The organism is Paraglaciecola mesophila (assembly GCF_009906955.1).
GTDB classification, from domain to species: Bacteria; Pseudomonadota; Gammaproteobacteria; order Enterobacterales; family Alteromonadaceae; genus Paraglaciecola; species Paraglaciecola mesophila_A.
Genome location: NZ_CP047656.1, coordinates 3,824,944 through 3,847,592 on the forward strand (window position 1 = coordinate 3,824,944; position 22,649 = coordinate 3,847,592).

Below are 22,649 nucleotides of genomic sequence, written 5' to 3' on the forward strand. Positions count from 1 at the left end.
CATAACTTATAAAATAAGGTTTTGTAAACGCATGAGTTTTTCCTGCAATTGGCCGTGACGCGCCGCCGCACACAGGATAATATGACGTCTGCGATGGTAAAGTGTTTACTTTCACTTTGTATTCTACCCATCTGCCCCCAAGTTTACTTTTTACAATCTTTTTAGCGGAGACAAACATGAGCCAAGGCAAAAAAACGTTAGCCCTTATTATTATGGATGGGTGGGGTCACAGAGAAGACACCACCAATAATGCTATTGCCAGCGCAAATACACCCGTGCTTGACCGCTTGACCAAAGAAACCACTAATACACTTATCTCAGCGTCTGGTATGGATGTTGGTTTGCCTGGCGGGCAAATGGGTAATTCTGAAGTGGGGCACGTGAACTTAGGTGCTGGGCGCGTGGTATATCAAGATTTTACGCGTGTAACGAAAGCCATTGAAGACGGTGACTTTTTCGAAAATGAAGTGCTGGTTAACAACGTAGACAAAGCCATAAAGCAAGATAAAGCCGTTCACGTCATGGGGCTGCTTTCACCCGGCGGCGTGCATAGCCATCAAGATCATCTTTTCGCGATGATTAAACTGGCAGCTAAACGTGGCGCGAAGAAAATATTCTTGCATGCTTTCTTGGATGGCCGCGACACACCGCCACGTAGCGCCAAAGTGTCACTTGAAGCCGCCGACAAATTATTTGAAGAACTTGGTGTAGGTAAAACCGCCACGTTAGTAGGGCGTTACTATGCTATGGATCGTGACTCCCGCTGGGATCGCGTTGAAAAAGCCTACAAGGTTATCGCCAAAGGTGAGGGAGCATTTAATGTTAAAAGCGCTGTTGAAGGCTTAGAAAACTCTTATAGCCGCGATGAAAACGATGAGTTTATGCAACCTACTGTTATTGGTGATGCTGCGCCAATGGAAGCCGGTGATGCGTTAGTCTTTATGAACTTCAGAGCTGACCGTGCTCGTGAAATCAGCCGTCCGTTTGTCGAAACTGATTTCAGTGAATTCGATAAAGGTGAACATATCGATTTAAGTGCCTTTGTGATGCTAACCCAATATGCTGAAAGCATTGATGCGCCTGCGGCTTATCCCCCAGTTGCTCTGGTAAACGTAATGGGCGAGTGGTTGGCTAATCATGGTAAAACTCAATTACGTATCTCTGAAACGGAAAAGTTTGCTCACGTAACGTTTTTCTACAGTGGTGGTAAAGAAGACCTATACGAAGGTGAAGAGCGCATTTTGATCCCTTCCCCCAAAGTCGCTACTTACGACTTACAGCCAGAAATGAACTCTACCGAGTTAACAGACAAGTTGGTTGCAGCGATTGAATCAGGCAAGTTTGATGCGATTATTTGTAATTACCCTAACGGTGATATGGTTGGTCATACAGGCAACTTTGACGCTGCAGTAAAAGCCTGTGAAGCAGTTGATGCCTGCATTGGTCGGGTTGTCGCTGCGATTGAAAAAATCGGCGGTGACTGCTTAATCACAGCGGATCACGGTAACGCTGAGAAAATGGCCGATGAAGCCACTGGTCAGGCGCACACTGCACATACCAGTGAGCTTGTACCATTTTGGCATGTTGGCCAGAAAACCACAGCGCGTAAAGGCGGAACCTTGAGTGATGTTGCCCCTACCATGTTACATTTGATGGGCATGGAGCAACCTGAAGAGATGACGGGCAAGCCTATTGTAACTTTGGTTAAGTAGTCCCTTTGCTGCCATTGTTGTTATGGTTGAAAAACAAAAAAGCACCATGCTTATGGTGCTTTTTGTTTGTCTGTTTGTTGCCAAGCCTAGCGTTCGCGCAATCTAAGGATGAGCTACAAGCATTACAAGAACAAATAAAACAAAAGCAACAACAGGTTGCTAAGCAACTTGCCAAAGCGAAAAGCCTGCAAGCAGAGTTAAGGCAAAGTGAATTAAAAATTGCCAAAGCGGCCACTGCGCTAAATACAACAGAGAAAGAACTTAAAGGCAATCAACAAGAACAACGCACGTTGAAGAAGCGCCAGAGCGAGCTCAAACAAAAACTTGCCCAGCAGCAAGATATACTTGCCAAGCAAATCCGCAGTGCATTTATGACCGGCAATCATGACTACGCTAAAATGCTACTCAATCAAGAAAATCCTGCAAAATTCGAACGTACCATTACCTATTATCAATACTTGAATAAAGCTAGGCGTGAGTTAATAGACGAATTTCGCCAATTGGGTGACGAGCTCACTCAAATCAATCTGACGCTGATTGAAAAGCAAGATCGTTTGCAAAACTTACTTGATCGTCAACAAGCTCAGCAAGCCACGCTTACCCAAGAACAAGCCAGTCGCAAACAGACGTTAAGCAAAGTGCAGTCAGCGATAGAGAGTGACGCGGCTAAAATAGAAGAGCTGCAAGCAAACGAACAAAATTTACGTAAAGCCATTGCTGAAGCTGAGCGCCTTGCAGCCCAAAAACCAACAAGCTTCGATGGTTTGGCAAAATTAAAAGGCAAACTTTTAAAACCCGCCGACGGTCGAGTGCGCAAGTTATTTGGCACCAAGCGCCAAGGACAAGTGCGCTGGAAGGGGGTCATTGTTGAAGGTAACGAAGGTAGTAATGTTATCGCTATCCATCATGGTAAAGTCTTGTATGCTAATTGGTTGCGCGGTTTTGGTTTAGTGATTGTGCTTGACCATGGTAATGGTTACATGAGTTTGTATGGTCATAATCAAGCGTTATTGCATCAAGCAGGGGATACGGTTACCGCGGGTGAGCCTATTGCTCTGGTAGGTCAAAGTGGCGGCCAATCTTCACCAAATTTGTATTTTGAAATTCGCTACAAGGGCGATCCCGTCAACCCTACGCAGTGGATAAAGCACTAAAGGATAGTATTTAGCATGCCAATTTTTTCAAGCCGAGCTATGTGTATTACGGCGTTGTTAACTCTGATACCTGCCATGCCAGCCTTTAGTGCCCAAATTAGTGGCCAAATCGCGATTATCATTGATGATGTGGGGAATAACCATCATCGAGATGCCGCAGCCTTAACCCTACCGGTAAACGTTGCGATATCGATTTTACCCCACAAGCATTTCAGTCAAAAATATGCCTTGTTAGCTCATGAGCAACGCAGAGAATATTTGCTGCACATGCCAATGGAATCCATGGCGGGGCTCAAGCAAGAAGCCAATGTGCTACTGGCCAGTATGAATGACAAAACAATAGTGCAAACACTACATGCTGCTTTTGCTAGCGTGCCTAATGCGCTGGGCATGAACAACCATATGGGCAGTCGCCTAACTCAATTAGAAACACCCATGCGTACCACCATGGATTATCTCCATCGCCACGGACTCATTTTTGTCGACAGTCGTACAAGCGCGCAAACCCAAGCAGAAGCCATTGCCAAACAACAGAACGTACCAGCACTGCGCAGGCATGTATTTCTGGATAACGTTTTAGTGGAAGACAAAATAGCCCAGCAATTTAATTTGCTGGTCAGAAAAGCGCGCAAATATGGGCGCTCAATAGCGATTGGTCATCCTCATAAGCAAACCATTGCATACTTGCAAAAAAGACTACCAACCCTAGCACGAGAAAATGTACAGCTAGTCCCTCTCAGTGCTATGTTAGCGCCTCAGCTTAACAACGCTAACCCCAACATATTGGCCAGTAGCGTAAATAATTTACGTTAACCCATTTTTGAAATTTTATCGCTTTAGGAGCTAAGCATGGCAGCTGCAAATTTACTGGCATTAATTGATGACATCGCCACTATTTTGGATGACGTGGCAGTACTGTCCAAAGTAGCAGCCAAGAAAACGGCAGGGGTGTTAGGAGATGACTTGGCACTAAATGCCGAGCAAGTGTCGGGCGTGAAAGCAGAACGGGAACTGCCAGTTGTGTGGGCCGTGGCCAAAGGCTCTTTTCTAAATAAGCTGATTTTGGTGCCCTCAGCATTACTCATTAGTGCGTTTATTCCTTGGCTTATTATTGTACTGCTGGTCATTGGTGGCTTGTATTTGTGTTTTGAAGGATTTGAAAAAGTGGCCCACAAGTGGCTGCACAGCAAAGAAGAGCGTGAAGCCGAACACCAAGCAAAACTTAATGCCATCGCAGATCCGAAAGTGGATTTAGTTGCCCTAGAAAAAAATAAAATTAAAGGTGCTATTCGAACTGACTTTATCTTATCTGCTGAAATAGTCGTGATTGTATTAGGGACGGTTCAGGCTGAACCTCTAAGTACCCAAATTGCCGTGGTATCGGCACTTGCCATTGCCATAACCATTGGGGTTTACGGACTTGTAGCAGGGATTGTGAAACTCGATGACGCCGGTTTATACATGCTGCGTAAATCCGTGTCAGGTTCATTTAACGCAATTCAGCGTTTTATTGGACGAAGCTTATTGATCATTGCGCCGTTACTGATGAAGTCTCTAGCCATTATTGGTACAGCCGCTATGTTTCTTGTGGGTGGTGGCATTGTTGTACACAGTATCCCTGCTATTCATCATGTGGTGGAAGGCATTATTCACCCACTTACGGAACAAGGCGGGGTAGTAGCGGCCGTGTTGCCTGTGGTGGCTGAAGGCATCGTTGGCATTATTGCCGGTGGCTTAGTCTTGCTCGCGGTGTCGGTTGTAGGCAAAATAATCAAGGCTATTCGCGGCAAATAGGCCTGTGTAAACATTGCAGCTTCGTTGTGTTTTTTACCCATAGTTCGGGGCTGCAGTGAAGTAAATCCCCATTTAGCCAAGCAGCTGATTGCCACAGATTATCACGCGACTCAGCTACGGGTGAGCGCTGTGACTGCTTGTCAAATAGCACATCATTTTAGGAATCTTTCTTGCTTCTCTATGGTTTTGAATAGACTTTTCACAGGTCTAAACACCGCAAGGAGGACTATCCTATGCCATATGACAACCATAAAGACTTACCTGAAAGTGTACAAAATGCCTTGCCACCTGAGGCCCAAAGTATTTATCTAGCGGCATTTAACAATGCGTGGGACGAATATAAAGACGCTGATGACAGACGCGGCAATCAAAGCCGAGAAGAGGTTTCCCACAAGGTAGCATGGTCAGCGGTGAAGCAGAAATACCACAAAAACGACAATGATATGTGGGTCAAATCGTCTTAGCGATAACAAGCACTGCGGGCTCTAAATTGGTGTTTAGCGCGTTATATCCAAACGTGATGTTAAGGTATTGTTAAATTTGATGATTTGTCACATTAGTATGATATACCCTGTTTAGCTGAATAAACAAACCATGGGGCAATCATGAATAAAACCAACCAATTGCTGTTAGCCTGCGCCGCGAGTGCCTTGTTCGCACAAAGTGCTTTGGCTGATATTCGAACCACAAACCCAAAAAGAGTGGGCATGTCACAAGCGCGTTTAGAGCGGATAGAGCCCGCCATGCAAGCCTTTGTGGATCAGCAGAAACTGGCTGGTACGCTTACGTTAGTGGCTCGAAAAGGGAAAGTAGTGCATCTTGAAGGCGTAGGTTATCGTGACCGTGAAGCCAAGACACCCATGTCAGAAGATACTATTTTTCGTATTTATTCAATGACAAAGCCAATCACAGCGGTCGCCGCATTAACCTTGTGGGAACAAGGCAAGTTTCAGATGAACGATCCTGTCAGTAAATATTTACCAGAACTGGCAAACCTCAAAGTTTATGCAGGTATGGACGGTGAAAACATGGTCCTTGAAGACACAAACAAGGTCATGACCATTAAGCAATTATTTACTCATTCGGCTGGGTTTAGCTATGGCTTTACACAAAGCCCAGTGGACAAACTGTATCAGCAATCTGCACTCTTCTCCGGTAAAACGAAACGAGAAGACTTGTTAAAAGAGGTAGCAAAACTACCGCTCAATCATCAACCCGGCACCAAATGGAATTACAGCATAGGGACCGACATCATTGGTATTTTAGTTGAACGTTTATCCGGGCAAACCTTGGGTGAGTATTTTGAAGAACACATTTTTGAGCCATTAGAAATGGATGACACCGGCTTTTATGTGCCAAAAGACAAACAAGATCGTTTAGCCCAAATCTATGTGATAAATCAACAGGGTCAAACCGTGCCGATGGAAAATGAACCGCTAGGAGATTACTTGTCGGCCCCTGAAATTGAATCGGGTGGCGGTGGCTTAGTGTCGACCATAGAAGACTATTATACCTTTACCCAAATGTTGCTAAATGGCGGTGAGTATGAAGGAAAGCGTATTCTGGGACGCAAAACGGTGGAATACATGCGAACCAATCATTTGCCGTCTAACCTGATCCCATTTGAGCCGTCCTCTACGGGAGAAGGGTATGGCTTAGCCATGTCAGTAACGGTTGATGAACAAGGTGCGAATACCATGGGCTCGAAAGGGGATTATGGTTGGGCAGGTGCGGCATCTACTTACTTTCGAATTGATCCTAAAGAGCAAATGATCGTGATTTCAATGACCCAACTTATGCCCTCAAGCTATTTCTCGTATAATAAAGATTTTAAGAATATGGCGTATCAAGCTTTGATAGATTAGCAAGCTGTTTGCGTAAGCCTAAGACAAAATTCCAAGCCACTGTTGTTATCAGTGGCTTTTTTATAGGTGTTTATGAGTGATTTTTTCCGTTACCTAGCCCATTTTTACTCTATAGCCACCCAAGATAGTCATGCTGTTAGGCATGGATAAATTGGAAATGTGCTTATTGATAAAATGCCCGTTCGCCCGCATGACCTAATAGATAACCCACTCAAGCGCACATCATTGGTCGCTTTTGATGACAATTTTAATCAGGCGTAATTATTGCAAACGTTCTAAGTTAATAAAGTAAATAAAAAGCGAACATTAAGAGTAAGCAACGAAAGGCGGTAATATGAAAAATGAAATGGACAGTAAGTTTATCCTATCGATATTTGAAAAAATTCGTGAAAATGGCGAAAAAAAAGGGGAAGGTTACTTTCTAGGGGGCATAACCGCCTTTAGTGACTATGACGGCTATACCATTTTCATGGAAGACCAGTTAGTAAAACTGCGCTTTGGCTTTCATAACCAATATCATTTTGATTATGAAAAAGATGAACATATGGAGCAGTTTGAAAAGAAACTAAACGCGATTAACACCGACTATTAGCCTTTGCGGTTTGCGCCTTTTATCTAAGCCATTTTTGCAACTCTGTTTTCAGTTCTGCCAGAATAATGGGTTTTGACAGATAGGCGTTCATGCCTGCACTTAAGCAGGCTTCCCTATCGCCTTTCATGGCATTTGCTGTTAACGCAATGATGGGGAGTGTTGAGGCATAGTTACTGTGTAGGTTGTTGCGGATCTTGCGGCTGGCTTCATAGCCATCCATGATCGGCATTTGGCAATCCATTAGGATAAGATCAAATTGTTTGTCGGCATCTTCAAGAGTATGAATGGCTTCTTGACCATTTTCAGCGACCTGTACGCTACAGTGTAATTTTTTCAGCATTTCAATCACTACTTGCTGATTAATAAAGTTATCTTCAACCAACAAAATATTCGGTGTTTGAAAGTGCTTATTGAGCAACCTAACTTCAGGCTCTTCTGGCACTGATTTTGATGGGGAGCTATTTGACAGTGCACCTGAGAATGCCGCTTTAAGTGCAGCCGGCTTCACGGGTTTAGCAATATAACTGACAGGACCAGAAAGCTGATTAGATGTCCCGGTTTCTAACCAGTCGTGGGGGGTCATTAAAATTACATGCAGCTTGGCGAATTGATCGTTACTACGAATAGCTTTTGTCAGCTCGATACCATTGATGCCGGGCAAATTGGTATCGATTAGCACCACATCAATTTTTTTTGTGCTTAGTTGCTGCTCGCGCAAACGCTTTAAGGCAAGTGAGGCGTTTGGTGCGTGATACACTTGAATATTCTGGGTCCTTAACCACTGGCTCAATATGGCACTTAGAGAACTGTTATCGTCTACTATCAATACGCGTAGCGCTTTGTCTAGATCAGGAAAAAATGGTGTACTCGGTTCTTGCCCTCGGGAAAAGGCGTCTAAAGTGATGGTGAACCAAAATGTAGAGCCTTGTTGCCATTGGCTGCTTACCCCAACAGAACCACCAAGTAATTCGCTAAGTTGTTTACTAATCGCGAGCCCTAAGCCTGTTCCGCCGAAATTGCGGGTCGTGGATGAATCCACCTGCATAAATTTTGAGAATAAGGCGGCCTGATTATCTTCATGTATGCCGATACCGGTATCGATAATACAAAACTTCAAGTGTTTTTCGCCGTCAAGTGTAATACGTAAGATGATCTCCCCGTGATGGGTGAATTTAATCGCATTGCCCAGAAGATTGTTCAACACTTGCCTGATCCGCCCCGGGTCGCTTGTTATCCATTGAGGGACCTCGGGATGTAAATCGAAAATTAGCTCAAGCCCTTTTTGTTGAGCACGACTCGCAAAGGTATCGATGATATTGCCAAGGAGTAGATGTAAATCAAAATCGATAGACTCAATGCTTAATTTACCCGCTTCAATTTTTGAAAAATCCAATATATCGTTGATCAGTAACAACAGTGATTCACTGCTGCTGTGTACCAGTTCAGCAAAATGACGTTGTTTTTTGGTTAACTCAGTGGCTAGCAGTAAATCGTTCATGCCCACTATGCCATTGATAGGCGTGCGGATCTCATGGCTCATATTGGCTAAAAATTCACTTTTGGTGCGGCTAGCTTCTTTAGCTTGTTCTTCCGCCTTTTTCATTTCGGTAATATCTTGAAAAGCACCGCGCAGAATGACAGGCTCATCATTTTGATACTCCGCGTAGCCTACTGCGCGTACCCAAATATGGTTCCCTTTGGCCGTGATAAAGGGCACTTGCAAATCCCATCTTCTACCCTTGGCTATTGAACTATTAATTGCCTCGTCTACCACAGAACGTGACTCCTCTGGGTAGTATTGCATGGCCTTTTCTAAATCAACTTCTGAACCGATGGGCAGTTCGTGAATTCGGTAAACTTCATCCGACCAAGTCACTTTATTGGTGCTCAGGTCTAGCTCCCAACCTCCTAATTTCGCCATTTCTCCTGTGGTTTCTAGTAAATCCTGTTGACGTTGACGCTCTTTTTTAAAGCGCTTTATTTGGCTGATATCCCGAGCAACTAAAAGATAACCTTCTAATTGATTTTCTGGAGAGAATATTCCGGTAACGGCTACTTCCATAGGGATCTGGTCGTCATTTTTTGTGACGAAAGTCCATTCGTTTTCATCCACTTCACCTTGTGAAGCAAGATAGAAGAAAGCATCAAGGGGGTTTTCAGGGCTTTTACTAGAGCGACTGGCAAATTTAAGCAGCTCAGAGCGCAGCATAAATTGTTGAATGTTGGCATCTGATTTGAGCGCATTCTGCGAATAACCCAATACGGTTTGTGTTGTTTGGTTACAGGTTAAAATTTGCCCCGTTTCATCACAAGACACCATTAACAGGTGAGCACTGTCGAGTATGGCCTTTTGAATACGGTTGGCTTTAAGCAACGCAAACTCAGCATTTTTTTGTTCGGTAATATCACTTTGAATGGCGATAAAACCATTGAATGCGCCATTTTGGTATATGGGGTGACTGTTAATTTTAAGCCACAACGGTGAGCCGTCTTTGCAGTAATTTAAAATTTCTACGTTAAAGCGTTCTTGCTGGGCAACCGCTCTACGCATGTCAGCAATAGTCTCTGGGTTACTTTGCGGCCCTTGTAACATGTGACCTGGATTTTTACCCTTTGCCTCCTCAAGGTAATAGCCTGTAATGCGAGTAAAGCCAGGGTTAATCCATTTTATATTGACCTGTTCATCTGTGATCACAACAGCGTTATCAGTTTCTCGTAACACCTTGATCAGTAGCTCATTACTGTGTAAACCGTTTTCTAGCCATTTTTGTTGCTGATGTTGTGCACTAATGTCGTAGTTAACCCCAATAATTTTCGACACTTCTCCATTGGGGCTGCGCATTGGTCTGGCAAATGCGCGAATATGCCGTGTATCACCGCAAGGGGTAAGAATACGAAACGCTATATCAAGTTTTTCAATATTGGTTAACGACCGAGTGAGACTTTGTAAGGCATCTTCTTTATCTTCTGGGTGTAGCAAATCACTCCAGTCACTCAAGTTGCCGGTAAATACACTTGGGGCGACACCGTGAAGGATAAACATTTGTTCGTCCCAAATGAGCTTCTGTTGTTCTAAGTTAAACTCCCAAATGCCAATTTCAGCCACTGTGGTGGCAACGTTGATACGATGAATAACGTCGTATATTTCGTTACTTGTAGGGGGGCGAATATTACTTGGGTTAATGGTTAAAACGTATGAAGGCTCTGCATCAAGCCATAAAACAGGTTTAACGCTCACCTCAGCGATAAGGTGTTCGTGATTCAAAATCATACACTTGAATATATTATTCAGCGGTTCGCTGTCTTTGGCTTCTGCGTAAAATAAATGCTCATCGAAAGGCTGATGATGATCCGAGTAAAAATTTTCTAATAACTGATTGATCAACATGCTAGTGATGGTTTTAGCATCGTAACCAAATAGTGTGCAAGCGGCGCTATTTGCAAAGCGTACGTGCCGGTCTTTCGAAATATGTAACGTCGCGCTATTAACGGCTTCTAATCCACAATAATAAGCATCGATTACGTTAGGTTGTGGCATTTATCTTCCGTTTAATTAAAGTATTTTAGCTTGGCTACTGGTCGCAAATTTTAGCCACTTTCAGTATATATAGATTAATGTAAATGAAAATATATGCCGAGTTAATTAGCAATCAGCCTTTAGTCGATTACAATACTGACCTTTTTGTCCACTGGAGCTACCTTTGAGCCCATCTGTTGTTGAAGCCCCTAAATTTTCTATGGCCTTTTTTCATCCACGATTTTGGTTAACTTGGCTCAGTATTATTCTGCTCTACACTATTTCATGGTTGCCTTATCGCGTGCAGAGATACATCGGAAAAGGCATAGGTAAGTTACTAGCTGTGCTGGCAAAAAAGCGCGTGCAAATTGCTCAACGTAACTTAGCCCTGTGCTTTCCTAAATATACGCCTGAAGAACGGAAGAATTTGCTTAAGGCCAATATAGACAGTGCTGGTATGGCAGTATTAGAAGCGAGTATGGGCTGGTGGTGGCCCACATGGCGCATCAAGCGAATGAGCGAATTTGAAGGGTACGAGCATATAGAATCTATATTAGCCAAGGGCAAGGGTGTGTTGGCTTATGCTATTCACAATATGAACCTAGAGTTTGCTGTACGAGTGGCAGGGCTGCGCAACCCTTCGGTGGCGTTTTATCGCAAGCATAACAACCCTTTGATGGAATACATGCAATACCATGGTCGCAACCGCTCAAATAAATACATGGTGCACAAGCGTGATGTGCGCGGGTTGATCCAAGCGCTAAACGAAGGGGAGGTGTGTTTCTATTTACCTGATCAGGATTATGGTCGAGTCAAATGTGAGTTTGCGCCTTTTTTTGCTGTTGATAACGCCGCGACTACAACCGGTTCTTTATTGTTTGCCAAAGAAGCAAATTGCGAGACCGTCTTTCTTGCATCCATTAGAACCGCAACTGGCTATAAAATTAAAGTGCTACCAGGGCTGGAGAATTTCCCCTCTGGTGACGATAAACTAGATGTAGCACGGATAAATAAGATGGTAGAGACGCTGATTTTAGAGGCACCAGAGCAATATTTATGGATGCATAAACGCTTTAAAACGCGCCCCAGTAAAGATGACCCGTCGCTTTATAGTTAGTCACATAGAGCGATTAACCCACTGTAAACAAAACGGTTAATTTAGGTAGAAAATAGTAATGAAACACAATCCCAGTGAATCGACATCGTTTGCTTGGTGGCGACACGCATTATTAGCGCTGGCGCTTATTGTGATTGCGATCTTCGTTATTGTATTGCAGCAAATGAATATTAATGCCCCCATCCCCGAAGGCGGAGAAGGGCCAAAGTCAGTGGCGCAAAACATGACTGACTTTTATGCAGAGTATCGCTTGTCTTCTCGTCATCCACGAGAAGAAAATATTGGTGATTTTGTTAATGTCGTTAATATGTCAGCCGAGCCGTTGAGCGAGCGGTTGCGTAAAATGGAAAGTCTGCAAAAGCCATTACCCGCGAACTGGGTAGGAGAGTACAAGCACCGCTCATTTAAGGCTGGCTCTACGTTAAGAGACAGCATTATCACTTACGCCCAATCTGAAGGCATGCAGGTGATCTGGGAGCTCAATCGTGATTTTATTATTAAGCACCCATTTCAAATTGATAACTCTATTGTCGGTAGCTTGGATGAAATAGCCCGAGCGATTGACAGCAACTTTGACGGGACCGTCAAAGCCTATGTATGCCCTAAGCAGCGCTCACTGGTTATCACCGCGGTTAACAGTGAGTATCTGCGAGATAACTGCAAGGTTGCTCGCTAATCTTCTAATTAACGGGGGAGCGCGCACATGGTTAGCTTACAAATATCTGCTGCCATATGCGCACCACACCATCGCGCAAAGCGCTAAACTCACCGCCATCTGGGGCTTGTTCCGCTTGCTGAAGCACTAATCTGTGATTGGTGTTGCGATAGGTTAAGTAGGCTTCGGCTAATAATTCTGTGTCTTGTGAACTGAGAAGCTCACTGGCTTTCAATTGCGCTAAAATACGCACATTATCAGGCCACTTAGTCAGTGCTGGATACTCCCATGCGTAAGCTAAGACGTAGTATTGAACAATAAATTCGATATCTGCTATTCCACCACTGTCTTGTTTCAAATCAAAGCCAGTTTTGGAAGAAGAACCTAAATGCTTGCGCATTTTTTCTCGCATTTGAGTGACGCTTTCTTGTAGTGGTTTAAGGTCACGCTTTTGTGCCAGTATTTGGTGACGAACCACTGAAAATGCTTGAGCAAGGTTGGGGCTACCTACAATAAAGCGCGCCCGCGTTAACGCTTGATGTTCCCAAGTCCATGCAGTTTGAGTTTGATACTCACTAAAGCCATCAATATGACAAACCAGTAAACCTGCATTGCCTGACGGCCGCAAGCGCATATCAACTTCATATAGGTGGCCTGATGCCGTTTTAGTATTGAACAGATGCAAAATACGCTGAGCGAGTTTGAGATAAAACAAACCAGATTCAATGGCTTTCGGCCCATTGGTGGGTGCTCTACTGGTGCAGTTGTGCAGAAAAACTAAATCAAGATCTGAGCCGTACCCCAATTCATATCCACCTAACTTTCCATAGCCAATGACCGCGAACCCTCGGCTGAGCATATCGTGCTGTTCAGTGGGGTCGTGTGGATAATCTGGCTCACCGTATTTTTCGGTCATTTGTTGCCAAGCCAAGTTCACCACTTGGCGAATAATGCTTTGAGCAAGAAAGGTCAGATGATCGCTGACTTTCATCACAGGCAATACCCCAGTGGTATCTGCGGCGGCAATTTTAAGTTGTTGGCATAATTTAAACTGACGCAGGGCTTCCATTTGCTGTTCTAAGTCTGACTCGTCTACCCGCAACATGGCTAATCTTAACTCAGCGTTGTACTCGTTTAATGCAGTTGGGTTAACCAATTGAGCTGGGTTAAGTAATTCATCAAGCAACAGCGGGAAGCGGCTTATCTGGTCGGTCACCCAAGGGCTGGAAGAACACAAGCTGACTAATTGCTTCAATGCTCCCTGATTTTCAAATAACAAATCTAAATACGCGGTACGACCATAGATAGCGCGAAACACTTGTAAGCAGCGGTTCAGGCTTTGACTAGCGGTATCTGGGGATTGCTGCAAAATGATTAACAGCAATTGCGGAATAAGCTTATTTAGAATGTTTTCGCCTCGCTGGCCAATACGGCTGGCGCTTAAGCTGTCAGCAAACTCTCCTAAGGCATGGCTAAAGGGTTGAGCCTGTTCTTGGTTAAGCCACTGTCCGAGTAGCTCTTCACGCTCATCACTAGAGAGGGGCAACAGCCATAAATCTTCTAACGGCGAGAGCGCATCGTCGTCTTTATCTAATTCAGGTGCGGCGTCTTCGCCAATCAGCAGTAAAAACTGTTCGTGAATAACACCGGTATGTTCTGCTAATTGAGCGCTAAATTGTTGGTAATCCTTTACACCTAAAATGGCGCACAGGCGCAGCTTGTCTATGTCGTTATCGGGTAGCACCTGAGTTTGTTTATCATCGAACTGCTGCAGGCAGTGCTCGACTTTACGCAGCCACAAGTAGCTGTGCTTTAAGGCCGTCGCGTCTTTACTGGGGAGGATTTCCATGTCGATCAATAACTGTAAATTGTGCAATAGGCCTTGCTCTTGCAACGCCGGCTCTCGACCTCCGCGGATAAGTTGCAAACTTTGAACGATAAACTCAGCCTCTCGAATGCCTCCTTGACCAAGTTTGATATTGTTACTCAGTTGGCGTCTGCGCACTTCTTTCTTGATCATTGCTTTCATTTTACGCAATGAGTCTAGTGCGCTGTAATCTAAGTAACGGCGGTATATAAACGGCCTAAGTATGTCAGCAATTTCAGGATAATAGGTCTCGTCAGGATTCAGCACTCGGCCTTTCACCATGGCGTAGCGTTCCCACTCGCGACCTTGTTCTTGGTAGTAATCCTCCATAGCGGCAAAGTGCATAACCAATGGTCCACTTTCACCAAAAGGCCGCAGGCGCATATCGACTCGGTACACTTGGCCATCAACGGTAATGTGATGCAGTGCTGTAATAAGTTTTTGCGCGAGTTTGGTAAAGAATTGTTGGTGTTCAATGGACTTTCGCCCACCTTGGGTCATGCCTTGCTCTGGGTAAGTAAAAATCAAATCGATATCAGAAGAAAAGTTAAGCTCTCGGCCCCCTAGCTTACCCATACCGATAATGTACATAGGTTGCTCGCCCAAACTCCCCATGGGTAAACCAAAACGTTTAGCTAACTCGGTACGCAGCCATTGGCTGGCTTGCACGATAAGCGCTTGGGATAACGCGGATACGCGTGTTAACGAATCTTCAATACTTTGCTGATTGGTTATATCCGCTAATGTTATGCGAGCCATGTGTAAATGGCGAAATAAACGCAGTGTTTTATGCAATTGCTCTTCGCTGGTGACATCTCGTAACTCGGCTGCTAGTAACGTTTTGTATTCTGGCGTTTTTCCCTCATGGCTAAAAGGCGTCAGTATTGCCTGAACGAAATGCGGGTGCTGAATACATTGTCTAGCAACAAAGTCACTTAATGCGAATACCTGACACAATTGCGCCTTGTGTGCGTGCCAAGTGGGGTCGAATAAATCGCGCTCAGTCAATTCTTGCCAGTGGCGCTCACCGATAGCCATTAACGCTGGGGATAAATTCTCGGGGATAGGAAACGTTTGCATAAAAAGACCTATTTAGGGGTTGCGGTTGTGGCGAATGACGTCAAGTTAAGACACGACTAACGATGCCTGTTGCACATCAAAAGGGCAGGCTAATTTACCACTGATTAATTGTATTTTTTTCGCTTTCGTAAGCTTTTTGACCCACAGCTCCATTTTTAAGGCATCAGAGTGTTCGGCCAATTCAACGGCATAAATCATCTTCAGTGGACCTTTACCACGCAAGGCTTTAGCGCACAAAGGGCCGCTATCTTGATGCTGAGCAAAACGCTTACTCAAGTCTTTACAAATGCCAGTGTAATAATGCTGATATTTGTTTTCAATAATGTATAAAAACCAAGGTTGCAAGGGGAGGAGCTCATCATATGGGTGAAAACAACAAAGTTTCACATAGAAAACGAGCGCATGAAACAAAAATACAGATGACAACGCGGATCGCCTCACCAATGTAAATTAACGTAAAGTTTTGCGCTTTTTATTTTAAGTTAACCATTTCTTAACCCATGGCTGATTACCCTTCGTGTATTAGATGACATCAGTATGGGCAGATCATGTATATCAACAAATCAAAGGTATGGCTGTTGCTCGCATTCGCTTGCGGGTTGACTGCATGCAGTAGCCAACCTAGTTATAAAGCCAAAGATACTGAACAACTGCTTAAACAACATGAGCAGTGGCAGTACACCCAGCAAAACGCAAGTGACGTTAGCTACCTCACCGATTTGGTGAATGTTGAAGGGCTCGCGCCCATTATTGCGCAAGCTCTGGCAAACAACCCATCTTATAACCAAATGCATGTGGCGTTAAAGTTGGCTTATGCACAGCGGCGCGTCACTGCTGCGAGTCAATGGTTCAGTGTCGATGCTGACCTAAATGGGGAGCGTAGCGAGAATGACAGCACGCAATATTCCTCGTCACTCGCGGTAAGTTGGGAAGCTGACGTGTGGCAAAAAAATGCCGACAGTGTCGCGGCCCAAGATATGACCATCGTCAGCAGCCAGGCAGATTACCAAGCCACAAGAGATACCTTGGCGGCCAGCGTGATGCGCACCTATTTAACTATCATCTTGCGTCAAAATTTACTTGAAATTGAGCTGCAACGCTTAGCCACTCTAGAAAATAACGAACAGAGTATTATCGAGCGTTATCAATTTGGGTTAGGTGACTTAGAGGCACTCGATACGGCGCGTACAAGTACAGCGTCAACACGGGCGACAATTGCTGATTATGCTGAGCAAATTGCCCAGTCGAAGCGTGCTTTGAAATTACTCGTGGGCGTAGACAGCCTGAACGAGTTATCGGTGTCTTCGACAATGCCTAGTGTATTGCAGCCCTTGGCTAAATTCCCCGTGCAAGATTTATCTCGTCGTCCTGATTTACTTAGCGCGTTTTATCAAATCGAAGCCAAACGCTACTTGGTTGATGTGGCATACAAATCTCTGCTGCCGTCAATCACCTTGTCGGCATCGCTTAGTGACGTAGCTGCTACACCAAGCCAAGCATTGTTAACTAGCCCAGTGTGGACCTTATTAGGCAATTTAAGCGCTCCCTTGTTTCAAGGGGGGGCGTTACGCGCCCAAGTCGACATAGCCAAACTGAACGCTGAGCAAGCTTTTTGGGACTACCAAGATACGTTATTGACGGCGGTGAACGAAGTGGAAGACGCCCTTGGACAAGAGCAATCACTTACCTCTCAGCAAGAACAGATTGTACTCGCTTTGCAAAGCGCCCAGCGCAGTTTTAGTAATTACCAAAGTAAATATCAGCAAGGCTTGGTCGACATTTTAGACTTACTTACGGTGCAACAAACCGTATACGACCTACAAGCACAGCTCGCAGAAATTAGCTACACCCTACAAACCAATCGTATTGATTTGGGCCTCGCCCTAGGCCTTGGAGTATCATCATGAAAATTTCACCCGCCCCAATTCTTGTGACTGTTGTTGCTGTTGTGTGCATCGGTTTAGCCGTAATGTACAACGGGAAAAAAATGGCTGAAAGTGCCAATGCACCTCGCCCCGCTGCGCTAAAAGCCAGCGCACCAAATGTATCAGTGGTGGTCGCCACACCGGGCCAATATCAAGCCACTGTTTCTGGACATGGTGAAGCACGAGCCCATTGGGCCCTAACGCTAAAGGCCCAAGTGCAAGGTGAGGTTGTGGATATGAACCCGCTTTTTGCCACCGGTAATAGGGTCGAAAAAGGCACTGTGTTAGCTACATTAGACGGCACGCAATATACCCAAGCGGTGGCAAACGCCAAATCCACCCTGGCAGATGCTCAGTTGACCCTACAAGAAGAAAAAGACTTAGCGACCCAAGCCAAACGAGAGTGGCAACGTTCAGGCTTTACCCAAGCACCCAGTTCACCCTTGGTGTATCGCACCTTACAATTGGCGGCGGCACAAGCGAGTGCTGATAATGCCTTGTCTGCGTTAAAAACAGCCCAGCGAGACGAAAGCAATACGCACATTTCAGCTGTGTTTGACGGGGTGATTTTAAGCCGTGATATTGATTTGGGCAGTTATGTCAACACTGGGGATACTATCGCGACACTAAACAGCTCAGATAAAGTTGAAATTGCCGTGCCCTTATCGTTAGCCCAATGGCAGTACCTTGGCGAAGATGTTTCAACGCCTGTGACATTGCAAGATGTCACCACTGGCACCCGCTGGACTGGTTATATTGCGCGCTTTGAAAATCACTTAGACGGGAACTCTCGACAACGCAATGTCATTGTCGCATTGGACCAGCCATTTGAGCAAAAAACGCCTTTGTTGCCAGGCACGTTTCTGTCAGTGGAAATTAGCGGAAAATCACTGAATGATGTGATGAAGTTGCCCGCATCCGCTGTCTCTCAAGAGGGTAAAATTTGGTTTGTAAATGCCCAAAATACGCTTGTCAGCGCAACGGCCGAAAAACGCTTTGAGCGGGGCGACTATGTTTACATTAACCCTATAGATGATCGCACCGAGCTGAAAGTGGTTGTTCGCCCCTTAGTCAGTTATTTAGCGGGCATGTTGGTGAACCCTGTGGTTGAAGAAGCTTCAGCATCGGGACAACAACCTTTCGCTAACGCTGAGGAGCTAGTACAATGAGCCAGCAGCAACCTTCCTATACAGCCGGCAGCAACAACCCGCTTCAAGGCACTATTGCTTGGTTTGCAAACAACTCAGTGGCGGCTAATTTACTGCTGGTCAGTATGATTGTGTTGGGCATCATGTCACTTTCAACACTGCGCAAAGAAGCATTTCCTAGCCTTGAGCCAGACACTATCTCTGTTTCCGTGGTGTACGACAGCGGTGACGCGCTGCAAGCCGAAGAAGGCATTGCGCTGAAAATTGAAGAAGCGCTGGAAACGGTGCCCGGTATTAAGCGCATTACATCCACATCGGACGCTTCAGGCAGTCACGTTAGTATTGAGAAAAAAACCGATTATTCTCTCGACGCTCTGTTAACGGATGTTAAAAATCAGGTAGATGCGATCAATAACTTCCCTGTGGATGCTGAACAGCCCGTTATTGATAAAGCAAGACGCCAAGATCACGCGTTAACCATAGAGCTATACGGTGATACCGACCGACATACCTTACAATCGCTGGGGGAAACACTCAAAGCTGATTTACTTGCTCAATCGGGGATCAGCGACGTCGAGCAATCAGGGGTACTTGACCCCATGATGTCGATAGAAATCGATGAAGGTAAGTTGCAGGCTTATGGCTTAACCATCAGTGATGTCAGTGATGTGATCAATCAGGAGTCATCAAGTCCACTGTCGACGAGCTTGCGCGATAGCAGCAAAATTATTCGTTTGAAAGCAGCAGATCAAGCTTATTGGCTGCAAGATTTTGCCAATATCGTGTTGTTAACCACATCAACGGGGAGCCAGCTCACCCTAGGGGACGTGGCTAGGGTCACCGACAGCTTTGCAGAAGATGCTAACTCCCTAGGTCGATACAACCAACAAAATGCCGTAGCCATCGAAATATTAATGGATGACAACAGTGATATCACCGCCATAGTTGAACAAGCACATAGCGTGATTGATAGCTGGCATGAACGGGGATTACTGCCGCAAAACGTTGAGTTAACAAGTTGGTATGATCAAAGTACTTTGATCACCGAGCGGTTGTCGTTGCTGACGACCAATGCGGTTTCGGGGATCATAATGGTGTTTATTATTTTGGCCATATTCCTCAATGTGCGGGTCGCATTGTGGGTTGCCGGTGGCCTACCGTTTGTGTTTTTCGGCACCATGTACTTTATGACCGACACCTATGCCGGGCTAACTATCAATGAAATGACCACCTTCGGCTTTATTATGGCTTTAGGGATAGTGGTTGATGACGCGGTGGTTATTGGTGAAAGTATTTATACCACCCGCAGGCAGCAGGGAGACACATTAAACAATACTATTTTAGGTACCATGAAAGTAGCAGTACCAACGATTTTTGGCGTGCTGACGACTGTGGCAGCCTTTGTGGCGTTATCCAATGTATCTGGGCCGTTAGGGCAAATTTACGCCCAGTTTGCCACTGTGGTTACCATTTGTTTGTTGCTATCAGTGGTGGAGTCGAAACTCATTTTACCTTCGCATTTGGCGCATATTGATACAAAGCGCCAAGTCAAATCAGGCTTCAGTGGTGTATGGTCAAAAGTGCAACACGGAGCAGATTACGGCTTAAACTGGTTTAGCGATAACGTTTATCGCAAGGTTATTGAGCACTCGCTGCGCTTTCGTTATGCGGTCGTGGCAGGATTTATGGCCTTTTTGATCTTAGTGGTTGGCATGCCAATGACTGGTGCTGTCAAAGTAGGCTTTTTTCCGAGTATTCCTGGCGACACCGTCAACGCTGATTTAGTTATGCAAAATGATGCAGCGTTTGGCCAAACAAACAGCAATTTATTTATGCTCGAACGTACGGCTTTAGAAGCTGAGAAGAATTTATTGGCTAAATTTGATGCCGAGCAAAGTGAAATTAGTAGTATACAAGTTGTTAGTAGTAGCGATACCAGTGGCAGTGTCACCGTTGAGCTAGACAAAAACGGGTCATATACATCGAGTGAGTTTGCAGAAGAATGGCGACGCTTGTCCGGTACGCCTGAGGGCAGTAAAAAACTGCAAATCTTAGCTACCCGAAGAATGGTCGATAACTTTAAGGTTGAGCTTAAAGCGTGGGATGATGAAACCGTGATGGCAGCAGGTGCTTTGTTTAAAGAGCGCTTGTTGAATACCGCAGGGGTAAACGGCATTGATGACAACCTCAACCCAGGCCAGCCCCAGCTCAAGTTTACCTTAAACGCCCAAGGTCGGGCCCTAGGTATGGACACCGCCAGTTTGTCGCAGCAAGTATTGCAAGCCTTCGGGGGAGCAATCGTGCAACGCTACCAGCGTGACAAAGACGAAGTGAAGGTGAGAGTGCGCTATCCTGAAAGTGCGCGAAAAACCCAAGCTGATGTTATGCAATCGCGCATTCGTTTACCTGATGGCACCGTTGTTCCTTTAGTCAATGTAGCAACGATAAGCAGTGAATATCAGCAAGACGAAATTACTCGCATCGATGGTTTACGGGCAATTTATTTAAGTGCTCAAGTAGATAAAAACATAATTGCATCGAATGTTCTGGTGGATAACCTGCGCCGTGATTTAGTGCCAGAACTTACAGCACAATTTCCGAATTTAAGTGTCTATTTTGCTGGTGAAGCAGAACAACAAAGCGAAACAACTGGCTCAATGAGCACCATGTTTCTTGCCGCGATGTTGGTCATTTACGTGCTGCTGGCGATCCCTCTTAAATCCTATATTCAACCCGTGTTAATCATGGTTGCCATTCCTTTTGGTATCGTTGGTGCGATTCTTGGCCACTGGTGGAATGACTTGACCATTAGCATTTTATCGTTAAACGGTATCCTTGCCCTAAGTGGGGTCGTGGTAAATGACAGCTTGCTATTGGTATCGCGCTTTAATGAATTGATAAAAGATGAAGACATGAGCGTGCATGACGCAATTGTAGAATCGTGTACCAGTCGTTTACGTGCGGTTTTACTGACCTCAATTACCACATACGCAGGCTTAGTTCCTTTGTTGAATGAAACCTCTGTGCAGGCACAGTTTTTAATTCCTGCGGCAGCGTCATTGGGCTACGGGATATTATTTGCTACTGTGATCACCTTGATTTTGATTCCCGCCTTATTGATGATTCAAATCGACGCGAAACGAGGCATTGCTAAGCTACTCGGCCTGTTAGGCCTAAAGGCAAAAAACGCACAGCATCTTGCGCAGCCATAGTGTCTGCTCTTTGGCCCCTCAGCCCACTAAAGGTGAGTGAGAATGAGGGGCTAACGAGTGATGGGGCCACTTTACAATCGAGTGAAAACAAACCACACTGATGCATTAACACTACACGTACGCTCGGTTTAAAAATGCTTGATACACTCAGTTTTGCTCAAAAACAACGGCTTGCTTACATTGATTTTTGTTTGTTATTTAAAGGCGCAATTTATCGTCAAGATCTTATCAAGCGCTTTGAAGTCGGGCTGTCTGCTAGCTCAAAAGATTTTAGTTTGTACAAAACCTTAGCCCCGAAGAATCTGCATTATCACACCGTTGAAAAGCGTTATGTGCAAACAGAACAGTTTCAACCTGTATTTGAGCACGACGCTCAACGTACCTTAGTAAAATTAGCCAATGATATTTCTGATGGCTTCGATGGTATTGGCGATGTGGATTACCCAGTGGAGTCGCCGTCAAACTTAAACGTACCGAATATTTTTATTGTTGCCCGATTGGTACAAGCTATTTTGCTTAATAAAGCAGTGAGTGTGATTTATACGTCGCTCTCAAGTGGCTCTGGGGCCAGAGAGCTTGTGCCACATTCGATTGTGGACAATGGTTTACGTTGGCATGTGCGTGCTTTTGATCGCAAAAGCCAGAGTTTTCGAGACTTTGTATTGACCCGGGTGAGCAAGGTAACCCTAAAAGAAGCAGGAGAAGAGCACGAACAAGCGGACGCTGATGAAGCATGGCAGCGACTTATTCCCTTGCAGCTCGTGCCTCACCCAAAAAATGTCAAGCATGCGACAGCGATTGAAATGGATTACGGCATGGAAAACAGCCAACTGTTAATCAAGGTGCGAGCAGCAATGGCAGGGTATCTGCTCAGGCGTTGGAACGTGGACTGCACTGAACGCGGCGTGCTTGAAGGGGCTGAGTATCAGCTATGGTTGCAGAATCGTTTTACCTTGAACAAAGTGGATAATTTGGCGATAGCACCGGGATATTTGAACTAATTGGCAGCAA

At 45.1% G+C, this 22,649-nt stretch carries 16 protein-coding genes; 13 read left to right on the forward strand and 3 right to left on the reverse strand.

Annotated features, from left to right (window positions below):
* The first annotated feature begins 176 nt into the window (after positions 1-176).
* From gpmI to FX988_RS16400, 7 genes are all read left to right on the forward strand, one after another.
* Positions 177-1,712, forward strand: coding sequence for a 2,3-bisphosphoglycerate-independent phosphoglycerate mutase (gpmI, locus tag FX988_RS16370; RefSeq protein ID WP_160181183.1), 1,536 nt, complete (start codon positions 177-179; stop codon positions 1,710-1,712).
* 62 nt (positions 1,713-1,774) lie between these two features.
* Complete coding sequence (locus FX988_RS16375; RefSeq protein ID WP_160182213.1) at positions 1,775-2,866, forward strand: murein hydrolase activator EnvC family protein; 1,092 nt, start codon at positions 1,775-1,777, stop codon at positions 2,864-2,866.
* 15 nt (positions 2,867-2,881) lie between these two features.
* Positions 2,882-3,679 carry a divergent polysaccharide deacetylase family protein gene (locus FX988_RS16380; RefSeq protein WP_160181184.1) on the forward strand — a complete coding sequence of 266 codons (798 nt, stop codon included), beginning with the start codon at positions 2,882-2,884 and terminating at the stop codon, positions 3,677-3,679.
* A 36-nt stretch (positions 3,680-3,715) separates the two neighbouring features.
* Positions 3,716-4,660, forward strand: coding sequence for a DUF808 domain-containing protein (locus FX988_RS16385; RefSeq protein WP_007984792.1), 945 nt, complete (start codon positions 3,716-3,718; stop codon positions 4,658-4,660).
* A gap of 233 nt (positions 4,661-4,893) precedes the next feature.
* Positions 4,894-5,124 (forward strand): ChaB family protein, encoded by a 231-nt coding sequence (locus FX988_RS16390; RefSeq protein ID WP_007984790.1) that lies wholly within the window; start codon positions 4,894-4,896, stop codon positions 5,122-5,124.
* 141 nt (positions 5,125-5,265) lie between these two features.
* Positions 5,266-6,525 (forward strand): serine hydrolase domain-containing protein, encoded by a 1,260-nt coding sequence (locus FX988_RS16395; RefSeq protein ID WP_160181185.1) that lies wholly within the window; start codon positions 5,266-5,268, stop codon positions 6,523-6,525.
* A gap of 334 nt (positions 6,526-6,859) precedes the next feature.
* Positions 6,860-7,117 carry a DUF3081 domain-containing protein gene (locus FX988_RS16400; RefSeq protein WP_007984786.1) on the forward strand — a complete coding sequence of 86 codons (258 nt, stop codon included), beginning with the start codon at positions 6,860-6,862 and terminating at the stop codon, positions 7,115-7,117.
* Between the two features lie 19 nt (positions 7,118-7,136).
* Here the strand turns inward: FX988_RS16400 and FX988_RS16405 are convergent, their stop codons facing one another.
* Positions 7,137-10,655, reverse strand: a complete 3,519-nt coding sequence (locus tag FX988_RS16405; protein ID WP_160181186.1) for a PAS domain-containing hybrid sensor histidine kinase/response regulator — start codon at positions 10,653-10,655, stop codon at positions 7,137-7,139.
* A 163-nt stretch (positions 10,656-10,818) separates the two neighbouring features.
* On the opposite strand from FX988_RS16405, the gene lpxL reads away from it, so the two are divergent.
* Entirely contained in the window at positions 10,819-11,751 is a 933-nt protein-coding gene (gene lpxL / locus FX988_RS16410) for an LpxL/LpxP family Kdo(2)-lipid IV(A) lauroyl/palmitoleoyl acyltransferase (protein ID WP_160181187.1), read from the forward strand.
* Positions 11,752-11,809: 58 nt separating this feature from the next.
* Complete coding sequence (locus tag FX988_RS16415) at positions 11,810-12,427, forward strand: toxin co-regulated pilus biosynthesis Q family protein (RefSeq protein WP_160181188.1); 618 nt, start codon at positions 11,810-11,812, stop codon at positions 12,425-12,427.
* 31 nt (positions 12,428-12,458) lie between these two features.
* On the opposite strand, the gene glnE is transcribed toward FX988_RS16415, so the two are convergent.
* Together glnE and FX988_RS16425 are read right to left on the reverse strand one after the other, a co-directional pair.
* Complete coding sequence (gene glnE / locus FX988_RS16420) at positions 12,459-15,353, reverse strand: bifunctional [glutamate--ammonia ligase]-adenylyl-L-tyrosine phosphorylase/[glutamate--ammonia-ligase] adenylyltransferase (RefSeq protein ID WP_160181189.1); 2,895 nt, start codon at positions 15,351-15,353, stop codon at positions 12,459-12,461.
* 45 nt (positions 15,354-15,398) lie between these two features.
* On the reverse strand, positions 15,399-15,779 hold the full coding sequence (locus FX988_RS16425; RefSeq protein WP_254700644.1) for a GIY-YIG nuclease family protein: 381 nt from the start codon (positions 15,777-15,779) through the stop codon (positions 15,399-15,401).
* A gap of 122 nt (positions 15,780-15,901) precedes the next feature.
* Between FX988_RS16425 and FX988_RS16430 the strand changes: the two genes are divergently transcribed.
* From FX988_RS16430 to FX988_RS16445, 4 genes are all read left to right on the forward strand, one after another.
* Entirely contained in the window at positions 15,902-17,260 is a 1,359-nt protein-coding gene (locus tag FX988_RS16430; protein WP_160181190.1) for a TolC family protein, read from the forward strand.
* Entirely contained in the window at positions 17,257-18,447 is a 1,191-nt protein-coding gene (locus FX988_RS16435) for an efflux RND transporter periplasmic adaptor subunit (protein ID WP_160181191.1), read from the forward strand. The genes FX988_RS16430 and FX988_RS16435 overlap by 4 nt, the downstream gene beginning before the upstream one ends.
* Entirely contained in the window at positions 18,444-21,638 is a 3,195-nt protein-coding gene (locus tag FX988_RS16440; RefSeq protein ID WP_160181192.1) for an efflux RND transporter permease subunit, read from the forward strand. The genes FX988_RS16435 and FX988_RS16440 overlap by 4 nt, the downstream gene beginning before the upstream one ends.
* 134 nt (positions 21,639-21,772) lie before the next feature.
* Complete coding sequence (locus FX988_RS16445) at positions 21,773-22,639, forward strand: WYL domain-containing protein (RefSeq protein ID WP_160181193.1); 867 nt, start codon at positions 21,773-21,775, stop codon at positions 22,637-22,639.
* Positions 22,640-22,649 lie beyond the last annotated feature (10 nt).

Bases quoted from the DNA above. Each gene is read 5' to 3' on its own strand.
- gpmI (WP_160181183.1), top strand. From the start codon at position 177: ATGAGCCAAGGCAAAAAAACGTTAGCCCTTATTATTATGGATGGGTGG.
- FX988_RS16380 (WP_160181184.1), top strand. From the start codon at position 2,882: ATGCCAATTTTTTCAAGCCGAGCTATGTGTATTACGGCGTTGTTAACT.
- FX988_RS16385 (WP_007984792.1), top strand. From the start codon at position 3,716: ATGGCAGCTGCAAATTTACTGGCATTAATTGATGACATCGCCACTATT.
- FX988_RS16390 (WP_007984790.1), top strand. From the start codon at position 4,894: ATGCCATATGACAACCATAAAGACTTACCTGAAAGTGTACAAAATGCC.
- FX988_RS16395 (WP_160181185.1), top strand. From the start codon at position 5,266: ATGAATAAAACCAACCAATTGCTGTTAGCCTGCGCCGCGAGTGCCTTG.
- FX988_RS16400 (WP_007984786.1), top strand. From the start codon at position 6,860: ATGAAAAATGAAATGGACAGTAAGTTTATCCTATCGATATTTGAAAAA.
- FX988_RS16405 (WP_160181186.1), bottom strand. From the start codon at position 10,655: ATGCCACAACCTAACGTAATCGATGCTTATTATTGTGGATTAGAAGCC.
- FX988_RS16415 (WP_160181188.1), top strand. From the start codon at position 11,810: ATGAAACACAATCCCAGTGAATCGACATCGTTTGCTTGGTGGCGACAC.
- glnE (WP_160181189.1), bottom strand. From the start codon at position 15,353: ATGCAAACGTTTCCTATCCCCGAGAATTTATCCCCAGCGTTAATGGCT.
- FX988_RS16430 (WP_160181190.1), top strand. From the start codon at position 15,902: ATGTATATCAACAAATCAAAGGTATGGCTGTTGCTCGCATTCGCTTGC.
- FX988_RS16435 (WP_160181191.1), top strand. From the start codon at position 17,257: ATGAAAATTTCACCCGCCCCAATTCTTGTGACTGTTGTTGCTGTTGTG.
- FX988_RS16440 (WP_160181192.1), top strand. From the start codon at position 18,444: ATGAGCCAGCAGCAACCTTCCTATACAGCCGGCAGCAACAACCCGCTT.
- FX988_RS16445 (WP_160181193.1), top strand. From the start codon at position 21,773: ATGCTTGATACACTCAGTTTTGCTCAAAAACAACGGCTTGCTTACATT.